Below are 15,599 nucleotides of genomic sequence, written 5' to 3'. Positions count from 1 at the left end.
AAACAAAACGATGAAATACTCTAAATTGACATATTACTTGCTGGCTATCCTTTGCATGATAGCAACTTCGTGTGTCACAGACGGAGTTATGGATGATCGTTCGGACAACAGCGACGAGAATAACCCGGCTCTTATAAAAGGCGGCAAAGTAAATCTCATACTTTCCTTTCCGACTACTGACACACGCGGCATCATCGGTGAAACCGGTGGGCTGGAAGGAGAACGAAAGATTAATGACGTGCAAATCTACACCTTCTTTAATGACCGATTCATTGAAGAAGTACAAAATATACTGATAAGCGGTACAGACGGTTCAACAACCCGACGTATAGAGGGAAGACTATCAGAGACTTACGCAAGCAAGGGTAAGATGGAATTTGTTGTCATCGCCAACGCAAAAAGCAAAGATGTCACCAATATCAGTCTGAACAAAGGCATCAGTAGCAAGAACGACTTGTACCAACAACTGACCTATACATATGCAAGCAATAATTGGACGGAAAATATCCCGATGTGGGGAGTGAGCAGTGTCACACTACCAATCACAGAAGGAGGTTATAATGTCGGAGAAGTGGCATTGAGACGTGCAATTGCCAAAGTGAACGTAACTGTCAATGACGGCAATGGGCTGAAAGGTTTTGAAATAACGGAAATCAAATTGGAAAATTATAATACAAAAGGATATTGTGCTCCCATCCCGGCAGTGGCAGACGGCCAACCGTCTGTCCCGGCGGATGCCACGTGTTCCACCAAAGCGCTGACTTCCGGTCCTCTGTCTGGTGCTGAAGGAAACAATTTTGCAGACCGCTTTTACATTCCAGAGCATAAAAACATAGGAGTTGATGACAGCAAGAAAATCTATCTGACCATAACAGCGACAATAAATGGAAGCTACAGCAAGACTTATACACTGCCATTCGTAGAAAATAATATGCCCTATGATGTTCTTCGCAATTATATATATATATTCAATATCGTAAGTGTAAAAACCGAATTTGATTGTGAATTGGCATATGAAGTACTTGCATGGGATACTGAAACAGTAATCGTCCCGCCATTCAATTAATATAAGGAGGAAAGCCTGATGAAAAAGCAAAACAATATATTAAAATTCTTATATATAACATTCGCCTGCATATTTTGCAATGCGTGTGCAGATGATGACATATATACTCCTACTCATGTCAAAGAGGGTATTCCCGTAGAAATCAACCTCGGTTTATCCATCCCCGGAATGGATAAAATAACATCCCGCGCACTTCCCGAAAAAGAAGAAAGTCGCATAAATGACCTTTATGTACTGGTATTCGACGCTACGAGCGGAAATCTGAAAACCGGCAAGTTCTACTCGACGGATGAAATCATTAGTACACTGGAAAACAAGGGAGAAGGTACGTTGAATTTGAAGACCTCCAGCGGAGTATGCCGTATTTATGCCGTAGCCAATGTAGAAACCAACGAATTAAGTGCAATACGAAGCCAATTGGACCAAGTTAGTAATATCGACGATTTATTTAAGGTATACTGTAGTATATCCGAAGCCAATATAGAACGCGTACAAGGCAGTCTGGTCATGAGTGGCGCATTCAGGCGGACAAATGAATCGGAGGTGAAACCGGAGGGATATTGTGTTATTCCCGAAGAGGGAGGAACTATATCAAGCGGAAAGATAGAACTTACACGCCTGGATTCACATATCAAATTTAAAATATCAACAGGTCCCAAAGTTCTAAGTTTCGTTCCTACTAGTTGGCAGGTTAAGGAAGTACCGTTGAAATCAAAAATAATCGAGCAAACTACAAGCAGTTTCAATGAAAAAAGCGATTATGGAAACAGTAAGGTATCTACAGGATTCGGCACTGAAAACGAATCGAACAAATCTTTCCGTACTTTCGACTTCTATATGACGGAGAACATCAAGAATGCAAAAGAATACGAGGGCAGTTCCATAAGCCGGAATGTCAGCGGAATGTCGAACGAGGAGAAAATAAAAGAATACGCCAAGCGAGAAGCCGAAATTAAAAACCAGGACGGGACAAACACGGGTATATACAAATATTCAGAACCGCATGCCACGTTTGTGGAAATTAAAGGTGAATTGGAAATCAAGCGTGACGACAATAATGCCGGCAAGCGGGTAGCTACCGTAACTTATAGAATCCATCTTGGGGGAGGCATTGACAATCCTGCCAACTTCACGAGTAAACGGAATACGAAATACACCTACGAAATGACAATCAATGATGTAGAAGATATTGTGGTTGAAGTATTGGAACAGACTGAAAATCGTCCGGGCGCAGAAGGAAACGTCATCGACGCTGATTCGGATGTCCGTGTCCTGGATGCACACTACAATTATTTTGTTATGGGATTCAGCTACAACAATGTGGTAGACGAAAAGACCGGAGGTACGGGATTAAAATTCGTAGTAAGAACCCCTTTCGGAGAGGTAACGGACAAAAGTACACCCGATAATGCAAATAGCCCTGCCAAACAAGACTATCATTGGATTCACTTCATATCAAATGCGAGCAATAGCGCAACTCAATTAGAGACATACAAGAAAAATAACGTCATTGATTTATTCGGACTTTCAAATAGCGTACAGGAACGTTACAATAAGGACGCCTCATCAGATAAAACGAAGGACAAGCTATATTACTATACAGTATTTGTAGATGAATACTATTATACAGAAGCACCCAAAGGGCAAAACTGGGGCAGTGACGCTAAAACCTATTGGCGGCACTTCGCCAATGCGGACAATCGTTATGTGATGTTAGTATATTCTCCTACGTATAGCCCGGATGGTAACAGCAGTTATGCCAGCGCCAAGTATATGTTGACACAGCGTTCCATACAAACCTATTACAGTACAGAGTCCACCACAGCCTTAGGAATGGAACACAGCAACGAAACGGGGGCAGCCACATGGGGAAGCCCGGAAGTCAGTGATCTTTCTGCCGCAAACGGTTTGTGGAATACCTGGGAATACCTACGCAAGAAAACCTCTTGGAATACTTACGTAAACGTTACCAGTTGGGATCAAAAGATGAGCACATTTGCAACCCGAAACGATGCAATCGCTTTAGCACGTTGTTTATCCCGCAATCGCGATGAAAACGGAGACGGAACGATTTCATTGAATGAAGTAAAATGGTATGTGCCCAGCAGTGAACAATTGATGGGTATGTATTTGGGAGCAAAGAGTCTGCCTTCTCCGTTATTTGATGCGGATAACATTACGTTCGTGTATGATGATAGGGAGAATTATCATTATGTCACCAGTGACAAAAAACGGATCTGGTCGGAAGAAGGCGCTTCAGTAGGTGATTACTCGGTTAATAACGCAAAATTACCGAGGAACTTCAGATGCGTACGTAATTTGGGAATAGACAAGACAACAAAGCAAACAACAGTCGATAAAACGAAGGATCTCCCACAACAAGCGTATGAATACAAGTCAACAGGAACGCGGGTAAAAGTATATACAACATCCGGAGATGAAACCATTACGGCAAACAACATCTTCAAGATGTCTCGATTAACAGACTTAAACATACGTGGACGAATCAGAATAGGTGAAATAGCCATTCATCATAATTTTGAAGATGGCAACAAACCATACAAAGCATTCCAGATGTCGGCGAATCCTCATTCTCCGGCAAGCAACAGAATAGGCGGAACAACAGTACGTGATGGTGATAATTCATTTACTTTAACTACCTGGGACGTAGTCATGCGCTCATACTGGTATAAAACAGCCAATAATATAAATTATTTGACCACTGACGGCGACCGCAGTCTCTGCAAAAATTATTCCGAAAAGGCTGACAAAAGTGACCGGGGACTTTGGAGAGCACCTAATCAACGGGAAATGATGTTGATGTACATTCAAAATAAAGATAACACCAACAACACTCTTGCCCGTACTTATTGGAATTATGAAGGAGGAGAACGGTTCTTTTGCGCAAACAGGAATTTGTACTTATCAAATAAGGTGGATAAAACAGCGAAATTTAAAATACGTTGTGTACGCGACGTAGAAATAGAATAAAAAAATATTATACCATGAAAACGAAAGACATTCTGCAACTAGAAGCATCAGATACGCGACAAGCCTATCTGTTTGAGGAGAACGGACATTGGTATGCTTTTGAACGCTCAGCCAAACGAATCGAAAACTTCGTGAAAGGCTTTGCAGACTTCAAGAACAAGATACATGACGTCTGTGGTCATATGAAAGTCGAAATCGACCTGAACATTCTGGACAAATGCTCAATCATGTTATGCGAAGATTCAACTCTTGTACTTGATTGTCCTAATAACATTTAAGAAAAAAATCCGTAAGCGTACGGGCCCCATAATCCATTTACTTGGATTAGCATTATAAAAATATTGTTTGTTTTGTTTGTGTTCCTCACCCCACTCAAACGCCGCCTGTGAAGGTAGCATTGAGTGGGTGGGGATTTTTTGCATGGACAAGATTCTATATACCCGTACAAAATTATCCCATATCTCTTTGTATTATCCGCACAAACCTGTATATTTGGAGAACAATACCTATGATTCACTAACAGTACAAAATTATGAGCAGTACTATTTTCCTCATTATTGCCCTTGTCACGACAGGCATTTTTGCGATTCAGTTTATTCTATCAATCTTTTTCGGAGATATGGATGCAGATGTAGACGTGGATGCTGACATCAGCAGTGTAGTCTCGTTCAAAGGACTCACCCATTTCGGTATCGGCTTCGGCTGGTATATGTATCTGGCAAACAACACGGAGATACAAAGCTATATCATCGCTATCCTGATTGGACTCTTCTTTGTCTTCGCCGTTTGGTTTCTGTATAAGAAAGCCTATCAACTGCAACAGGTGAACCGTTCCGAAGCGACCAACGAACTCGTGGGGCGCGAATGTACCATCTACTTCAAGCAAAGCGACAACAAATATACCGTACAGGTAAGCCGGGATGGAGCCATGCGCGAAATAGACGTAATCTCCGAATCGGAAAAAACATATCAAACCGGGGACTGCACTGTTATCACCAGATATCAGGACGGAACATTATATATTCAATAACTATTCAAATTTACACAATTCTATGACACAAGAAATGCTAATTATGGCCGCTATATTAGTGGCGGTTATCCTGCTCACCTTTATCGGTATCTTATCCCGTTACCGCAAATGTAAGAGTGACGAAGTACTCGTTGTATATGGTAAGACAGGAGGAGAAAAGAAATCTGCGAAATTATATCACGGTGGAGCTGCTTTTGTATGGCCGATTATACAAGGCTATGAATTCCTTTCCATGAAACCAATGCAGATAGACTGCAAACTGACAGGCGCACTATCCGCACAGAATATTCGTGTTGACGTACCAACTACCATTACCGTAGCTATCAGTACGGATGCGGATGTAATGCAAAATGCCGCCGAACGTATGCTCGGACTGACTATAGACGACAAGCAAAACCTGATTACGGACGTAGTCTACGGTCAGATGCGTCTGGTTATTGCCGACATGACTATTGAGGAATTGAATTCCGACCGCGACAAATTCCTCTCTAAAGTAAAAGACAACATCGATACGGAACTCCGCAAGTTCGGTTTGTATCTGATGAACATCAATATCAGTGATATTCGCGATGCCGCCAACTATATCGTCAACTTAGGTAAGGAAGCCGAAAGTAAAGCATTGAACGAAGCACAGGCAAACATCGAAGAACAAGAAAAGCTGGGTGCTATCAAAATTGCGAATCAGATCAAGGAACGTGAAACGAAAGTAGCGGAAACCCGTAAAGACCAGGATATTGCTATCGCAGAGACTAAGAAACAACAGGAAATCTCCGTTGCGAATGCCGACAAAGACAGAATCTCGCAAGTAGCCATAGCCAATGCTGAAAAAGAATCGCAAGTAGCAAAAGCCGAAGCCGAAAAGAATATCCGCATCGAGCAGGCAAATACCGAAAAGGAAAGCCGCGTTGCCGAACTGAATTCCGACATGGAAATCAAACAGGCGGAAGCTTCCAAAAAAGCTGCCATCGGACGAAATGATGCACAGAAAGAAGTAGCCTTGTCCAATGCCGAACTGGCCGTGACGCAAGCCAACGCCGACAAACAAGCCGGTGAAGCTGCCGCAAAATCAGAAGCTGCCGTACAGACTGCCCGCGAAACTGCTCAAAAAGAAGTGGAAGAAGCTAAAGCCCGCAAAGTTGAATCTTCACTGAAAGCAGAAAAGATTGTTCCTGCCGAAATAGCAAGACAGGAAGCTATTCTTCAGGCAAATGCTATTGCAGAAAAGATTACCCGTGAAGCGGAAGCCCGTGCAAAAGCTACTTTGGCACAAGCACAAGCAGAAGCAAAAGCTATTCAGATGAAGTTGGAAGCCGAAGCGGAAGGTAAGAAGCGTTCACTGCTTGCCGAAGCAGAGGGTTTCGAAGCTATGGTAAGGGCAGCCGAATCGAATCCGGCCATCGCTATCCAATACAAGATGGTAGACCAGTGGAAGGAAATTGCCGGCGAACAGGTGAAGGCGTTCGAACACATGAACTTAGGAAATATCACTGTATTCGATGGTGGAAACGGCGGTACAAGCAACTTCCTCAGCTCATTAGTAAAAACGGTAGCTCCTAGCCTTGGCGTACTGGATAAATTGCCTATCGGTGAAACCGTGAAAGGTATCATGAATCCGGAAAGCAAAACGGAAGAGAAACCTGCAACAAAAGCAGAAGAGAAAAAGGATAAGAAATAATTCTGTTCCGACATAATGTGCGCTGATGGGAAAAGAAGGAATTCTTTTTCTCATCAGCACACTATTTATATACTCATTCTCCATTATAAAATATTCAATTCTTTCAATTTCATGCATATATTCCAACGTTTTCATATAACTTTGCAGGCAAAAAAATCAAAATGAGCCCTAATAAACTTCGCATTCTACCATTATTTATACTAATTACAAGTTTCATTACTCTCACAGCCGGCTGCAAAAAGAAAGATATGTCGCTGAAACTGAACGAGCCGCGCAACATTCATGGGGTAGTCAGCTACAAACGTTCTTTCCCTGATTTGAATGACGCCCATTTGGAAGTAGCCAAGAAGATTGGCATCCGTCCACTGGCCGACCGTGAAGCTGCTGAAGATATGAAAGAAAAGCTAGAGCATATTACTGGTAATGACTTTTATGTGGTAGATTCACTTACACACTCCATCCCTTACCTCGTTCCCCGTGCCAGTGCACTGCTCGACTCGATTGGTTCCAACTTCCTCGATTCACTGACTGCCAAAGGTTTGAATCCGAATCAGGTAATCGTCACTTCAGTATTGCGTACCGAGAACGATGTGAAACGCCTCCGCCGCCGGAATGGAAATGCTTCTGCCAACTCCGCACACTGCTTCGGAGCCACTTTCGATGTCAGTTGGAAACGCTTCAAGAAGGTGGAAGATAAAGATGGACGCCCTTTGCAGGATGTCAGCGCGGATACGCTGAAACTCGTTCTGTCAGAGGTTCTAAGGGATTTGCGGAAAGCGGAAAAATGCTATATCAAATATGAGTTAAAGCAAGGGTGCTTCCACATCACAGCTCGTTGACAAACCTTTTCCGGATGATTTGACAGAACGGGGCAAAACCTTTCATTTTAATTTTGTGTTATGCAGAGAAACATCTATCTTTGTGTGACTACAGTTTAAAACATCAGATTATGAGCAAAATATATCCTATCGGCATACAAAATTTCGAAAGTCTGAGAAAAGACGGGTATTTTTATATAGATAAGACAAAGCTTGTCTATCGATTAGCCAAGACCGGTCGTTACTATTTTCTCAGTCGTCCGCGCCGTTTTGGTAAAAGCCTGCTGCTCTCCACCATCAAAGCGTATTATGAGGGAAAAAAAGAGCTTTTCGAAGGACTCGCTATCGAACATTTGGAAAAGGACTGGATAAAGCACCCGATATTGCATCTTGACTTGAATATTGAGAAATATGATACGCCCGAAAGCCTTGATTATATTCTCAATGATAATCTGAAACGTTGGGAGAATCTGTACGGAACACGTCCGTCTGAGGTTACTTTTTCGCTACGCTTCGCAGGAATCATCGAACGCGCTTACGAACAAACGGGAGAACGTGTAGTCATTCTAGTGGATGAATATGACAAACCAATGTTGCAAGCTATCGGTAATGAAGAACTGCAACGGTATTTCCGAAACACGCTAAAACCTTTCTATGGAGTATTGAAAAGCAAAGATGGTTGTATCAAATTGGGATTTCTGACAGGTGTCACTAAATTCGGAAAAATCAGCGTATTCAGTGACCTGAACAATCTGATTGATATTTCGATGGACGAACAATACGTCGATATTTGCGGTATCACAGAAAAAGAAATTCATGATAACCTGGAGGAAGACTTGCACGTCTTGGCAAAAAGTCAGAAAATGACGTATGAAGAAGTATGTAAAGAACTGAAAGACTGCTATGACGGCTATCACTTTGTAGAGGACTCCATAGGTATATATAATCCGTTTAGCCTGCTTAATACATTCTATAAGATGAAATTCGGAAGTTACTGGTTTGAAACCGGAACTCCGACCTATTTGGTGGAATTATTAAAACATTCGCACTATGATCTTCAACGCATGGCAAACGAAGAAACGGATTCGGACATATTGAACAGCATTGATTCAACTTCCAGAAATCCTATTCCGGTCATTTATCAGAGTGGGTATCTGACGATTAAAGGATATGACAAGCGGTTTGACATCTATCGCTTAGGTTTCCCCAATCGTGAAGTTGAAGAAGGATTCGTGAAATATCTTCTTCCCTTTTATGCGAATGTAGATCCTATTGAATCTCCTTTTCAAATACGTAAATTCGTTGCAGAAATAGAGCAAGGTAATTATGATGCTTTCTTCCACCGTCTGCAAAGCTTCTTTGCAGATACTCCTTATGAACTGATACGCGACTTGGAATTACATTATCAAAATGTTCTTTTCATTGTATTCAAGCTGATAGGATTTTACGTTAAAGCCGAGTATCATACTTCACAGGGACGCATTGACCTTGTGCTACAAACAGAACGCTTCATCTACGTGATGGAATTCAAACTGGAAGGAAGTGCCGAAGAAGCTTTGAAACAAATCAACGAGAAACAATATGCCCAACCTTTCTCTGCTGATGAGCGAAAAATTATCAAAATCGGTGTAAACTTCAGCAATGAGACGAGAAACATCGAGAAGTGGATAGTTGAATAAAAATTCATCCCCAAACAATCAGAGAATCCAAAACGTTTCATTAAATTTGCAGAAATTTTTCTTTAATACGATTGAATGATAGAGAAACTGATTGTTCTTGAGGATATTGATCCTGTTATTTTTTATGGCGTAAACAACGCCAACATACAGTTAATTAAAGCTTTATATCCGAAGCTACGTATCGTTGCCCGTGGCAATGTCATCAAAGTGCTGGGCGACGAGGAAGAAATGTGTGCTTTCGAAGAAAATATCACCAAACTCGAAAAGTATTGCGCCGAATATAATTCTCTGAAAGAAGAAGTTATCATCGACATTATAAAAGGGAATGCTCCCCAAGCGGAACAGACCGGAAACGTGATTGTGTTCAGCGTCACGGGAAAGCCTATCATCCCCCGAAGTGAAAACCAGCTAAAGCTGGTGGAAGGATTCGCCAAGAATGATATGGTATTTGCCATCGGCCCGGCAGGTTCGGGAAAGACCTACACTGCCATCGCCCTTGCCGTGCGTGCGCTGAAGAACAAGGAAATCAAGAAGATTATCCTCAGCCGTCCCGCCGTAGAAGCCGGAGAAAAGCTCGGTTTCCTGCCCGGCGACATGAAAGATAAGATTGACCCGTATCTGCAACCTTTGTACGATGCCCTTCAGGACATGATACCCGCCGCCAAGTTAAAGGAATACATGGAATTGAACATTATACAAATTGCCCCGTTAGCCTTTATGCGCGGACGCACGCTGAATGATGCAGTCGTGATTCTTGACGAAGCACAGAATACTACCGCACAGCAAATCAAAATGTTCCTCACCCGTATGGGGATGAACACCAAAATGATTGTGACGGGAGATATGACACAGATTGACCTTCCCGCTTCACAAATATCGGGACTGGTACAGGCTATCCGCATCCTGAAAGGAGTAAAAGGTATCAGCTTTGTCGAACTGAATAAGAAAGACATTGTACGCCACAAACTGGTGGAACGTATCGTAGACGCTTATGAGAAATTCGACAAAGAAACAAAAGCCGAACGGGATAAGCGGAAAAACGAACAACTGGTGTTCAACGGCGAACGTCCGGTGAAACTGGCAAAAGAATAATCGCTTCAGGTACGGAATACCTATTGCGACTTGTGATTTGAAACTTGTAATTTGTAATTATAAATAAAACAATGAAAGCATTAACAAAAACAGATTTCAACTTTCCGGGACAGAAAAGCGTGTACCACGGAAAAGTGCGCGATGTGTACAACATCAACGGCGAAAAACTCGTCATGGTAGCAACCGACCGTATTTCGGCCTTTGACGTAGTACTGCCTGAAGGTATTCCTTACAAAGGGCAAATGCTGAATCAGATTGCAGCTAAATTCCTCGATGCCACTACTGACATCTGTCCGAACTGGAAAATGGCTACGCCGGACCCGATGGTTACTGTCGGTGTATTATGCGAAGGCTTTCCAGTAGAAATGATTGTACGTGGCTACCTGTGCGGCAGCGCATGGCGTACTTACAAAAGCGGCGTTCGCGAGATTTGCGGTGTGAAGTTGCCGGACGGAATGCGTGAAAACGAGAAATTTCCCGAACCAATCGTAACCCCGACTACCAAAGCCGAAATGGGACTGCACGACGAAGATATCTCTAAAGAAGAAATCCTGAAACAAGGACTGGCTACTCCCGAAGAGTATGAAGTACTTGAAAAATATACACTGGCCCTCTTCAAACGTGGTACTGAAATCGCTGCTGAACGCGGATTGATTCTTGTCGATACCAAATATGAATTCGGCAAGCACAACGGTATTATCTACCTGATGGACGAAATCCATACTCCTGACTCAAGCCGTTATTTCTACTCGGAAGGTTATCAGGATCGTTTCGAGAAAGGCGAACCGCAGAAACAGCTTTCTAAAGAATTCGTTCGCGAATGGTTGATGGAAAACGGTTTCCAGGGCAAAGACGGTCAGAAAGTACCTGAAATGACTCCGGCTATCGTACAAAGCATCAGTGACCGTTACATCGAATTGTTCGAAAACATCACCGGCGAGAAATTTGTGAAAGAAGATACCAGCAATATCGCTGAACGTATCGAAAAGAACGTAATGAATTTCTTGACTAAATAAGAATGGACTACCCACAACAACATATCAAGCCTTACGATGAGGAAGGAAAGAAGACGGAGCAAGTGGAACGCATGTTCGACAACATCGCGCATGCCTATGACAAACTGAATCATACCTTATCTTTAGGTATCGACCGCAGTTGGCGTCGCAAAGCCATTGCCTGGCTACGCCCTTTCCAGCCACAGCGTATGATGGACGTAGCTACCGGCACGGGTGATTTTGCCATCCTCGCCTGCCGCAAGTTGCAACCTGCCGAGTTGATCGGCACGGACATCTCGGAGGGTATGATGAACGTGGGACGTGAAAAAGTAAAGAAGGAAGGACTCTCGGACAAAATTTCTTTTGCCCGGGAGGACTGTACTTCACTCTCTTTTGCCGACAATGACTTTGACGCCATTACCGTAGCGTTCGGTATCCGCAACTTCGAAGACCTCGACAAAGGGCTCTCCGAAATGTGCCGCGTGCTGAAACCGGGCGGTCATCTTGTGATTCTGGAGCTTACCACTCCCGACCGTTTCCCGATGAAACAACTGTTTTCCATCTACTCTAAAGTCGTCATCCCATTGCTGGGCAAACTTCTCTCCAAAGACAACAGTGCCTACCGTTATCTGCCGGACACCATCAAGGCATTTCCCCAAGGGGAAATCATGAAAGGAGTCATCTCACGAGCCGGATTCAGCGAAGTTAATTTCAAGCGACTAACCTTTGGCATCTGCACTCTTTATACCGCGACAAAATAGTGAGTTTTTATGATTGATTAATTTAATCCTTTCGTATTATGGAAAAATATGGTTTAATCGGCTACCCCTTGAGACATTCATTTTCTATCGGATACTTTAATGAGAAGTTCAAATCCGAAGGCATCAATGCGGAATACGTGAATTTTGAGATTCCCCAAATCAATGATTTCATGGAAGTGATTGAAGAGAATCCCAATCTGCGCGGCCTTAATGTCACCATTCCTTACAAGGAACAAGTGATTCCTTTTTTAAGTGAACTGGATCCTGATACTGCGAAAATCGGCGCAGTGAATGTAATCAAAATTATTCGTCAACCGAAAGGCAAGGTAAAGTTGGTTGGCTATAATTCCGATATTATCGGATTTACACAGTCTATACAACCGCTATTGCAACCTCATCACAAAAAAGCCCTGATTCTAGGTACTGGCGGAGCTTCCAAAGCTGTCTACCACGGTCTGAAAAATTTAGGAATCGAAAGTGTATTCGTTTCGCGTACCCATAGAGCGGACGGTATGCTCACTTACGAAGAACTAAGTCCTGAAATTATGGCAGAATATACAGTAATCGTAAACTGTACTCCTGTCGGTATGTTTCCTAAGGTCGATTTCTGTCCCAACATTCCTTATGAATTAGTTACTCCAAACCATTTGCTCTACGATTTGTTATATAATCCAAACGTTACCCTTTTCATGAAAAAGGGAGAAGCACAGGGTGCCGTCGTCAAAAACGGCCTTGAGATGTTGCTTCTTCAGGCATTTGCCGCCTGGGAAATCTGGCATAAATAGTATCTCTCCTACCCCTTTTTCAAGGCGATGGAGCAAAAAAAGTTAAAGGTATAATATGAAGAGAAAAGTTGTTTATAGCATTATCATCATCATGTTGATGATGACGGGTTGTACGATTGGGGGAAGTTTCTATATGCTGAACTTCTCTCTCACTCCGAATGCCAAAATTTTGTCTAAAGACGCTGACTCTTATCCTTTTATGTACAGTAACTATCCGTTTCTGCGTCCGTGGGTGGATAGTCTGCGGCAGGCAGATGCATTGAAAGATACCTTTATTATCAATCCGCACGGCATACAGCTTCATGCCTACTATGTCGCTGCTCCCGAACCTACCAATAAAACGGCTGTTATTGTTCACGGACATACGGACAATGCTATTCGTATGTTTATGATTGGTTATTTATATAACCGCGATTTAGGCTATAACATTTTACTTCCCGACCTTCAGCATCAGGGAGAAAGTGAAGGACGGGCCATTCAGATGGGCTGGAAAGACCGATTTGATGTATTACAATGGATGAATATTGCCAATAATATATTCGGAGACAGTACGCAGATGGTCGTACACGGCATTTCGATGGGCGGTGCAACCACAATGATGCTATCCGGTGAGGAACAGCAGCCTTTTGTAAAATGCTTTGTGGAAGATTGTGGTTATACCAGTGTATGGGATGAATTTTCACATGAGCTGAAGTCGTCTTTCGGACTTCCGTCTTTCCCGTTGATGTACACCACGAGCTGGCTATGCGAAAAGAAATACGGTTGGAATTTCAAAGAAGCTTCTTCACTGAAACAAGTGGCTAAGTGCGAGTTGCCTATGTTTTTTATTCATGGAGATAAAGACACGTATGTGCCGACCTGGATGGTATATTCGCTTTATGAAGCCAAACCGGAACCAAAGGAGCTTTGGATTGTGCCGGGTGCCGCTCATGCCGTTTCATACAAAGAGAATAAACAGGAATACACCGATAAAGTCCGTGAGTTCGTCGGGCGATACATTCATTAAACCTATTATAACAAGGAGTTTTAGATTCATAACAGAAAAAGTTTCTATCTTTGCAAATGTAAAACGACTGTTATGAAATCAATATTCACACTTATAATCTTTACTTTTCTGCTGATACCCTTACAGGCTCAAGAGAAAGTATATACGGTAGATAATCTTCCGAAAGTTCACTTACAAAATAAAATGCAGTATGTCTGTAACCCTGCGGGGATACTTTCACAGGCTGCTTGTAACAAAATAGATGCAATGCTTTATGCCTTGGAACAGCAGACGGGAATTGAAACAGTAGTTGCTGCTGTCCCATCTATCGGGGATGAAGATTGCTTCAATTTCTGCCACCAGCTACTCAATAAATGGGGTGTAGGAAAGAAGGACAAAAATAACGGTTTGGTTATTTTATTAGTTACCGACCAGCGTTGTATCCAGTTTTACACTGGTTATGGATTGGAAGGAGTTCTTCCTGATGCTATCTGCAAGAGGATTCAGACGAAGTACATGATTCCTTATCTGAAAGACGGGAATTGGAGCGAAGGAATGGTAGCGGGGTTGGAAGCAACTTGCCAACGGCTTGACGGTTCTATGGAGAATGATTCCCTTTCCGATTCGGGCGAAGGCAACGATGGTTTAGCTTATGTTCTCCTTGCTATCTTCTTTTTCTGTCTAATAGGTGGAACTATTTCTTTCTTTGCCGCACGCAAGCAAAGTCGTTGCCCGAAATGCGGAAAACATACGTTGCAAAGAAGTGGTAGCAAAATCATTTCCCGGCTTAATGGCATAAAGGTAGAAGACGTTACTTATACTTGTACAAATTGTGGGAATAAAGTAAAACGCCGTCAGCAAAGTTACGAGAATAACAATCATCATCGTAGTGGTGGCGGAGGAGGACCATTCATCGGTGGAATGGCTGGTGGAAGTTTCGGCGGCAGCAGAGGTGGTGGCTTTAGTGGCGGCAGCTTCGGTGGCGGAATGGGTGGCGGCGGTGGTGCCGGTTCACGGTTCTAAAACTCCTAATTTAATAAATCAGATTATCAATATCAATAAAAACAATAAACATGAAAAAGTCAATTATCATCATCTTAGCCGTTGTAGCTATCCTTGTCTTTTGGGCAGTCAGTGTATACAACGGCCTGGTTACTATGGACGAGAATGTAAGCGGTCAATGGGCGAATGTGGAAACGCAATATCAACGCCGTGCCGACTTGATTCCCAACCTGGTAAATACAGTCAAAGGGTATGCAACGCACGAAAAAGAGACATTGGAAGGAGTTGTTGCCGCACGCAGCCAAGCAACACAAATCAAAGTGGATGCTGCCGACCTGACACCGGAAAAGCTCGCGCAATATCAGAAAGCGCAGGGTGCCGTCACTTCTGCTTTAGGTAAGTTATTAGCTATCACGGAGAGTTATCCCGACTTGAAAGCGAATCAGAATTTCCTTGAATTGCAGGCTCAACTGGAAGGTACGGAAAACCGCATCAATGTAGCACGCAAGAATTTCAATGATGCTGCACAGGCTTATAATACTAATATCCGCCGTTTCCCTAAGAGTATCTTTGCAGGAATGTTCGGATTCGACAAGAAAGCATATTTTGAAGCAGAAGAAGGTAGCGAAAAAGCGCCTAAAGTAGAATTCTAAGAAAACTCTGCTGAAAAGATTGTGCCGCTGACTAAAAGTGTTCGTATCTCATTAGACACGAAAACTT

At 42.8% G+C, this 15,599-nt stretch carries 14 protein-coding genes; all 14 read left to right on the top strand.

What is annotated here, in order from left to right; genetic code table 11:
* Positions 1–10: 10 nt before the first annotated feature.
* Positions 11–1,066, top strand: coding sequence for a FimB/Mfa2 family fimbrial subunit (locus HC965_RS18640; RefSeq protein WP_191032863.1), 1,056 nt, complete (start codon positions 11–13; stop codon positions 1,064–1,066).
* Positions 1,067–1,084: 18 nt separating this feature from the next.
* On the top strand, positions 1,085–4,057 hold the full coding sequence (locus HC965_RS18635; protein ID WP_191032862.1) for a fimbrial protein: 2,973 nt from the start codon (positions 1,085–1,087) through the stop codon (positions 4,055–4,057).
* Between the two features lie 14 nt (positions 4,058–4,071).
* Positions 4,072–4,335, top strand: coding sequence for a hypothetical protein (locus HC965_RS18630; protein ID WP_191032861.1), 264 nt, complete (start codon positions 4,072–4,074; stop codon positions 4,333–4,335).
* Positions 4,336–4,589: 254 nt separating this feature from the next.
* Positions 4,590–5,087: a hypothetical protein gene (locus HC965_RS18625; protein ID WP_191032860.1), complete on the top strand. Its 498-nt coding sequence runs from the start codon at positions 4,590–4,592 to the stop codon at positions 5,085–5,087.
* A 22-nt stretch (positions 5,088–5,109) separates the two neighbouring features.
* Complete coding sequence (locus tag HC965_RS18620) at positions 5,110–6,762, top strand: flotillin family protein (protein ID WP_191032859.1); 1,653 nt, start codon at positions 5,110–5,112, stop codon at positions 6,760–6,762.
* Positions 6,763–6,923: 161 nt separating this feature from the next.
* On the top strand, positions 6,924–7,601 hold the full coding sequence (locus HC965_RS18615) for a DUF5715 family protein (RefSeq protein ID WP_191032858.1): 678 nt from the start codon (positions 6,924–6,926) through the stop codon (positions 7,599–7,601).
* A 110-nt stretch (positions 7,602–7,711) separates the two neighbouring features.
* Positions 7,712–9,259 carry an ATP-binding protein gene (locus HC965_RS18610; RefSeq protein ID WP_191032857.1) on the top strand — a complete coding sequence of 516 codons (1,548 nt, stop codon included), beginning with the start codon at positions 7,712–7,714 and terminating at the stop codon, positions 9,257–9,259.
* A 75-nt stretch (positions 9,260–9,334) separates the two neighbouring features.
* The gene (locus HC965_RS18605) at positions 9,335–10,351 is read left to right on the top strand and encodes a PhoH family protein (protein WP_191032856.1); all 1,017 of its coding nucleotides are present in this window, start codon (positions 9,335–9,337) and stop codon (positions 10,349–10,351) included.
* A 71-nt stretch (positions 10,352–10,422) separates the two neighbouring features.
* Entirely contained in the window at positions 10,423–11,367 is a 945-nt protein-coding gene (locus HC965_RS18600; RefSeq protein ID WP_191032855.1) for a phosphoribosylaminoimidazolesuccinocarboxamide synthase, read from the top strand.
* Between the two features lie 2 nt (positions 11,368–11,369).
* Positions 11,370–12,107, top strand: a complete 738-nt coding sequence (gene ubiE, locus HC965_RS18595; RefSeq protein ID WP_191032854.1) for a bifunctional demethylmenaquinone methyltransferase/2-methoxy-6-polyprenyl-1,4-benzoquinol methylase UbiE — start codon at positions 11,370–11,372, stop codon at positions 12,105–12,107.
* 38 nt (positions 12,108–12,145) lie between these two features.
* A complete protein-coding gene (locus HC965_RS18590; protein ID WP_191032853.1) occupies positions 12,146–12,892 on the top strand; it encodes a shikimate dehydrogenase in 747 nt (248 codons plus the stop codon).
* 55 nt (positions 12,893–12,947) lie between these two features.
* Positions 12,948–13,898, top strand: a complete 951-nt coding sequence (locus HC965_RS18585; protein ID WP_191032852.1) for an alpha/beta hydrolase — start codon at positions 12,948–12,950, stop codon at positions 13,896–13,898.
* Positions 13,899–13,970: 72 nt separating this feature from the next.
* Positions 13,971–14,900 (top strand): TPM domain-containing protein, encoded by a 930-nt coding sequence (locus HC965_RS18580; protein WP_191032851.1) that lies wholly within the window; start codon positions 13,971–13,973, stop codon positions 14,898–14,900.
* Positions 14,901–14,950: 50 nt separating this feature from the next.
* Positions 14,951–15,532 carry a LemA family protein gene (locus HC965_RS18575; protein WP_073347734.1) on the top strand — a complete coding sequence of 194 codons (582 nt, stop codon included), beginning with the start codon at positions 14,951–14,953 and terminating at the stop codon, positions 15,530–15,532.
* The last annotated feature ends 67 nt before the right edge of the window (positions 15,533–15,599 follow it).

This window comes from Bacteroides sp. GM023 (assembly GCF_014750685.1).
Lineage (GTDB): Bacteria > Bacteroidota > Bacteroidia > Bacteroidales > Bacteroidaceae > Bacteroides.
Note: the sequence above shows the minus strand (reverse complement) of the source record. Positions and strands in the feature narration are given on the sequence as shown.

What these genes read in the sequence shown, in the direction of transcription:
- HC965_RS18590 (WP_191032853.1), top strand. Translation starts at nt 12,146, where the DNA reads ATGGAAAAATATGGTTTAATCGGCTACCCCTTGAGACATTCATTTTCT.
- HC965_RS18575 (WP_073347734.1), top strand. Translation starts at nt 14,951, where the DNA reads ATGAAAAAGTCAATTATCATCATCTTAGCCGTTGTAGCTATCCTTGTC.
- HC965_RS18600 (WP_191032855.1), top strand. Translation starts at nt 10,423, where the DNA reads ATGAAAGCATTAACAAAAACAGATTTCAACTTTCCGGGACAGAAAAGC.
- HC965_RS18605 (WP_191032856.1), top strand. Translation starts at nt 9,335, where the DNA reads ATGATAGAGAAACTGATTGTTCTTGAGGATATTGATCCTGTTATTTTT.
- HC965_RS18630 (WP_191032861.1), top strand. Translation starts at nt 4,072, where the DNA reads ATGAAAACGAAAGACATTCTGCAACTAGAAGCATCAGATACGCGACAA.
- ubiE (WP_191032854.1), top strand. Translation starts at nt 11,370, where the DNA reads ATGGACTACCCACAACAACATATCAAGCCTTACGATGAGGAAGGAAAG.
- HC965_RS18635 (WP_191032862.1), top strand. Translation starts at nt 1,085, where the DNA reads ATGAAAAAGCAAAACAATATATTAAAATTCTTATATATAACATTCGCC.
- HC965_RS18615 (WP_191032858.1), top strand. Translation starts at nt 6,924, where the DNA reads ATGAGCCCTAATAAACTTCGCATTCTACCATTATTTATACTAATTACA.
- HC965_RS18580 (WP_191032851.1), top strand. Translation starts at nt 13,971, where the DNA reads ATGAAATCAATATTCACACTTATAATCTTTACTTTTCTGCTGATACCC.
- HC965_RS18585 (WP_191032852.1), top strand. Translation starts at nt 12,948, where the DNA reads ATGAAGAGAAAAGTTGTTTATAGCATTATCATCATCATGTTGATGATG.
- HC965_RS18625 (WP_191032860.1), top strand. Translation starts at nt 4,590, where the DNA reads ATGAGCAGTACTATTTTCCTCATTATTGCCCTTGTCACGACAGGCATT.
- HC965_RS18620 (WP_191032859.1), top strand. Translation starts at nt 5,110, where the DNA reads ATGACACAAGAAATGCTAATTATGGCCGCTATATTAGTGGCGGTTATC.
- HC965_RS18610 (WP_191032857.1), top strand. Translation starts at nt 7,712, where the DNA reads ATGAGCAAAATATATCCTATCGGCATACAAAATTTCGAAAGTCTGAGA.
- HC965_RS18640 (WP_191032863.1), top strand. Translation starts at nt 11, where the DNA reads ATGAAATACTCTAAATTGACATATTACTTGCTGGCTATCCTTTGCATG.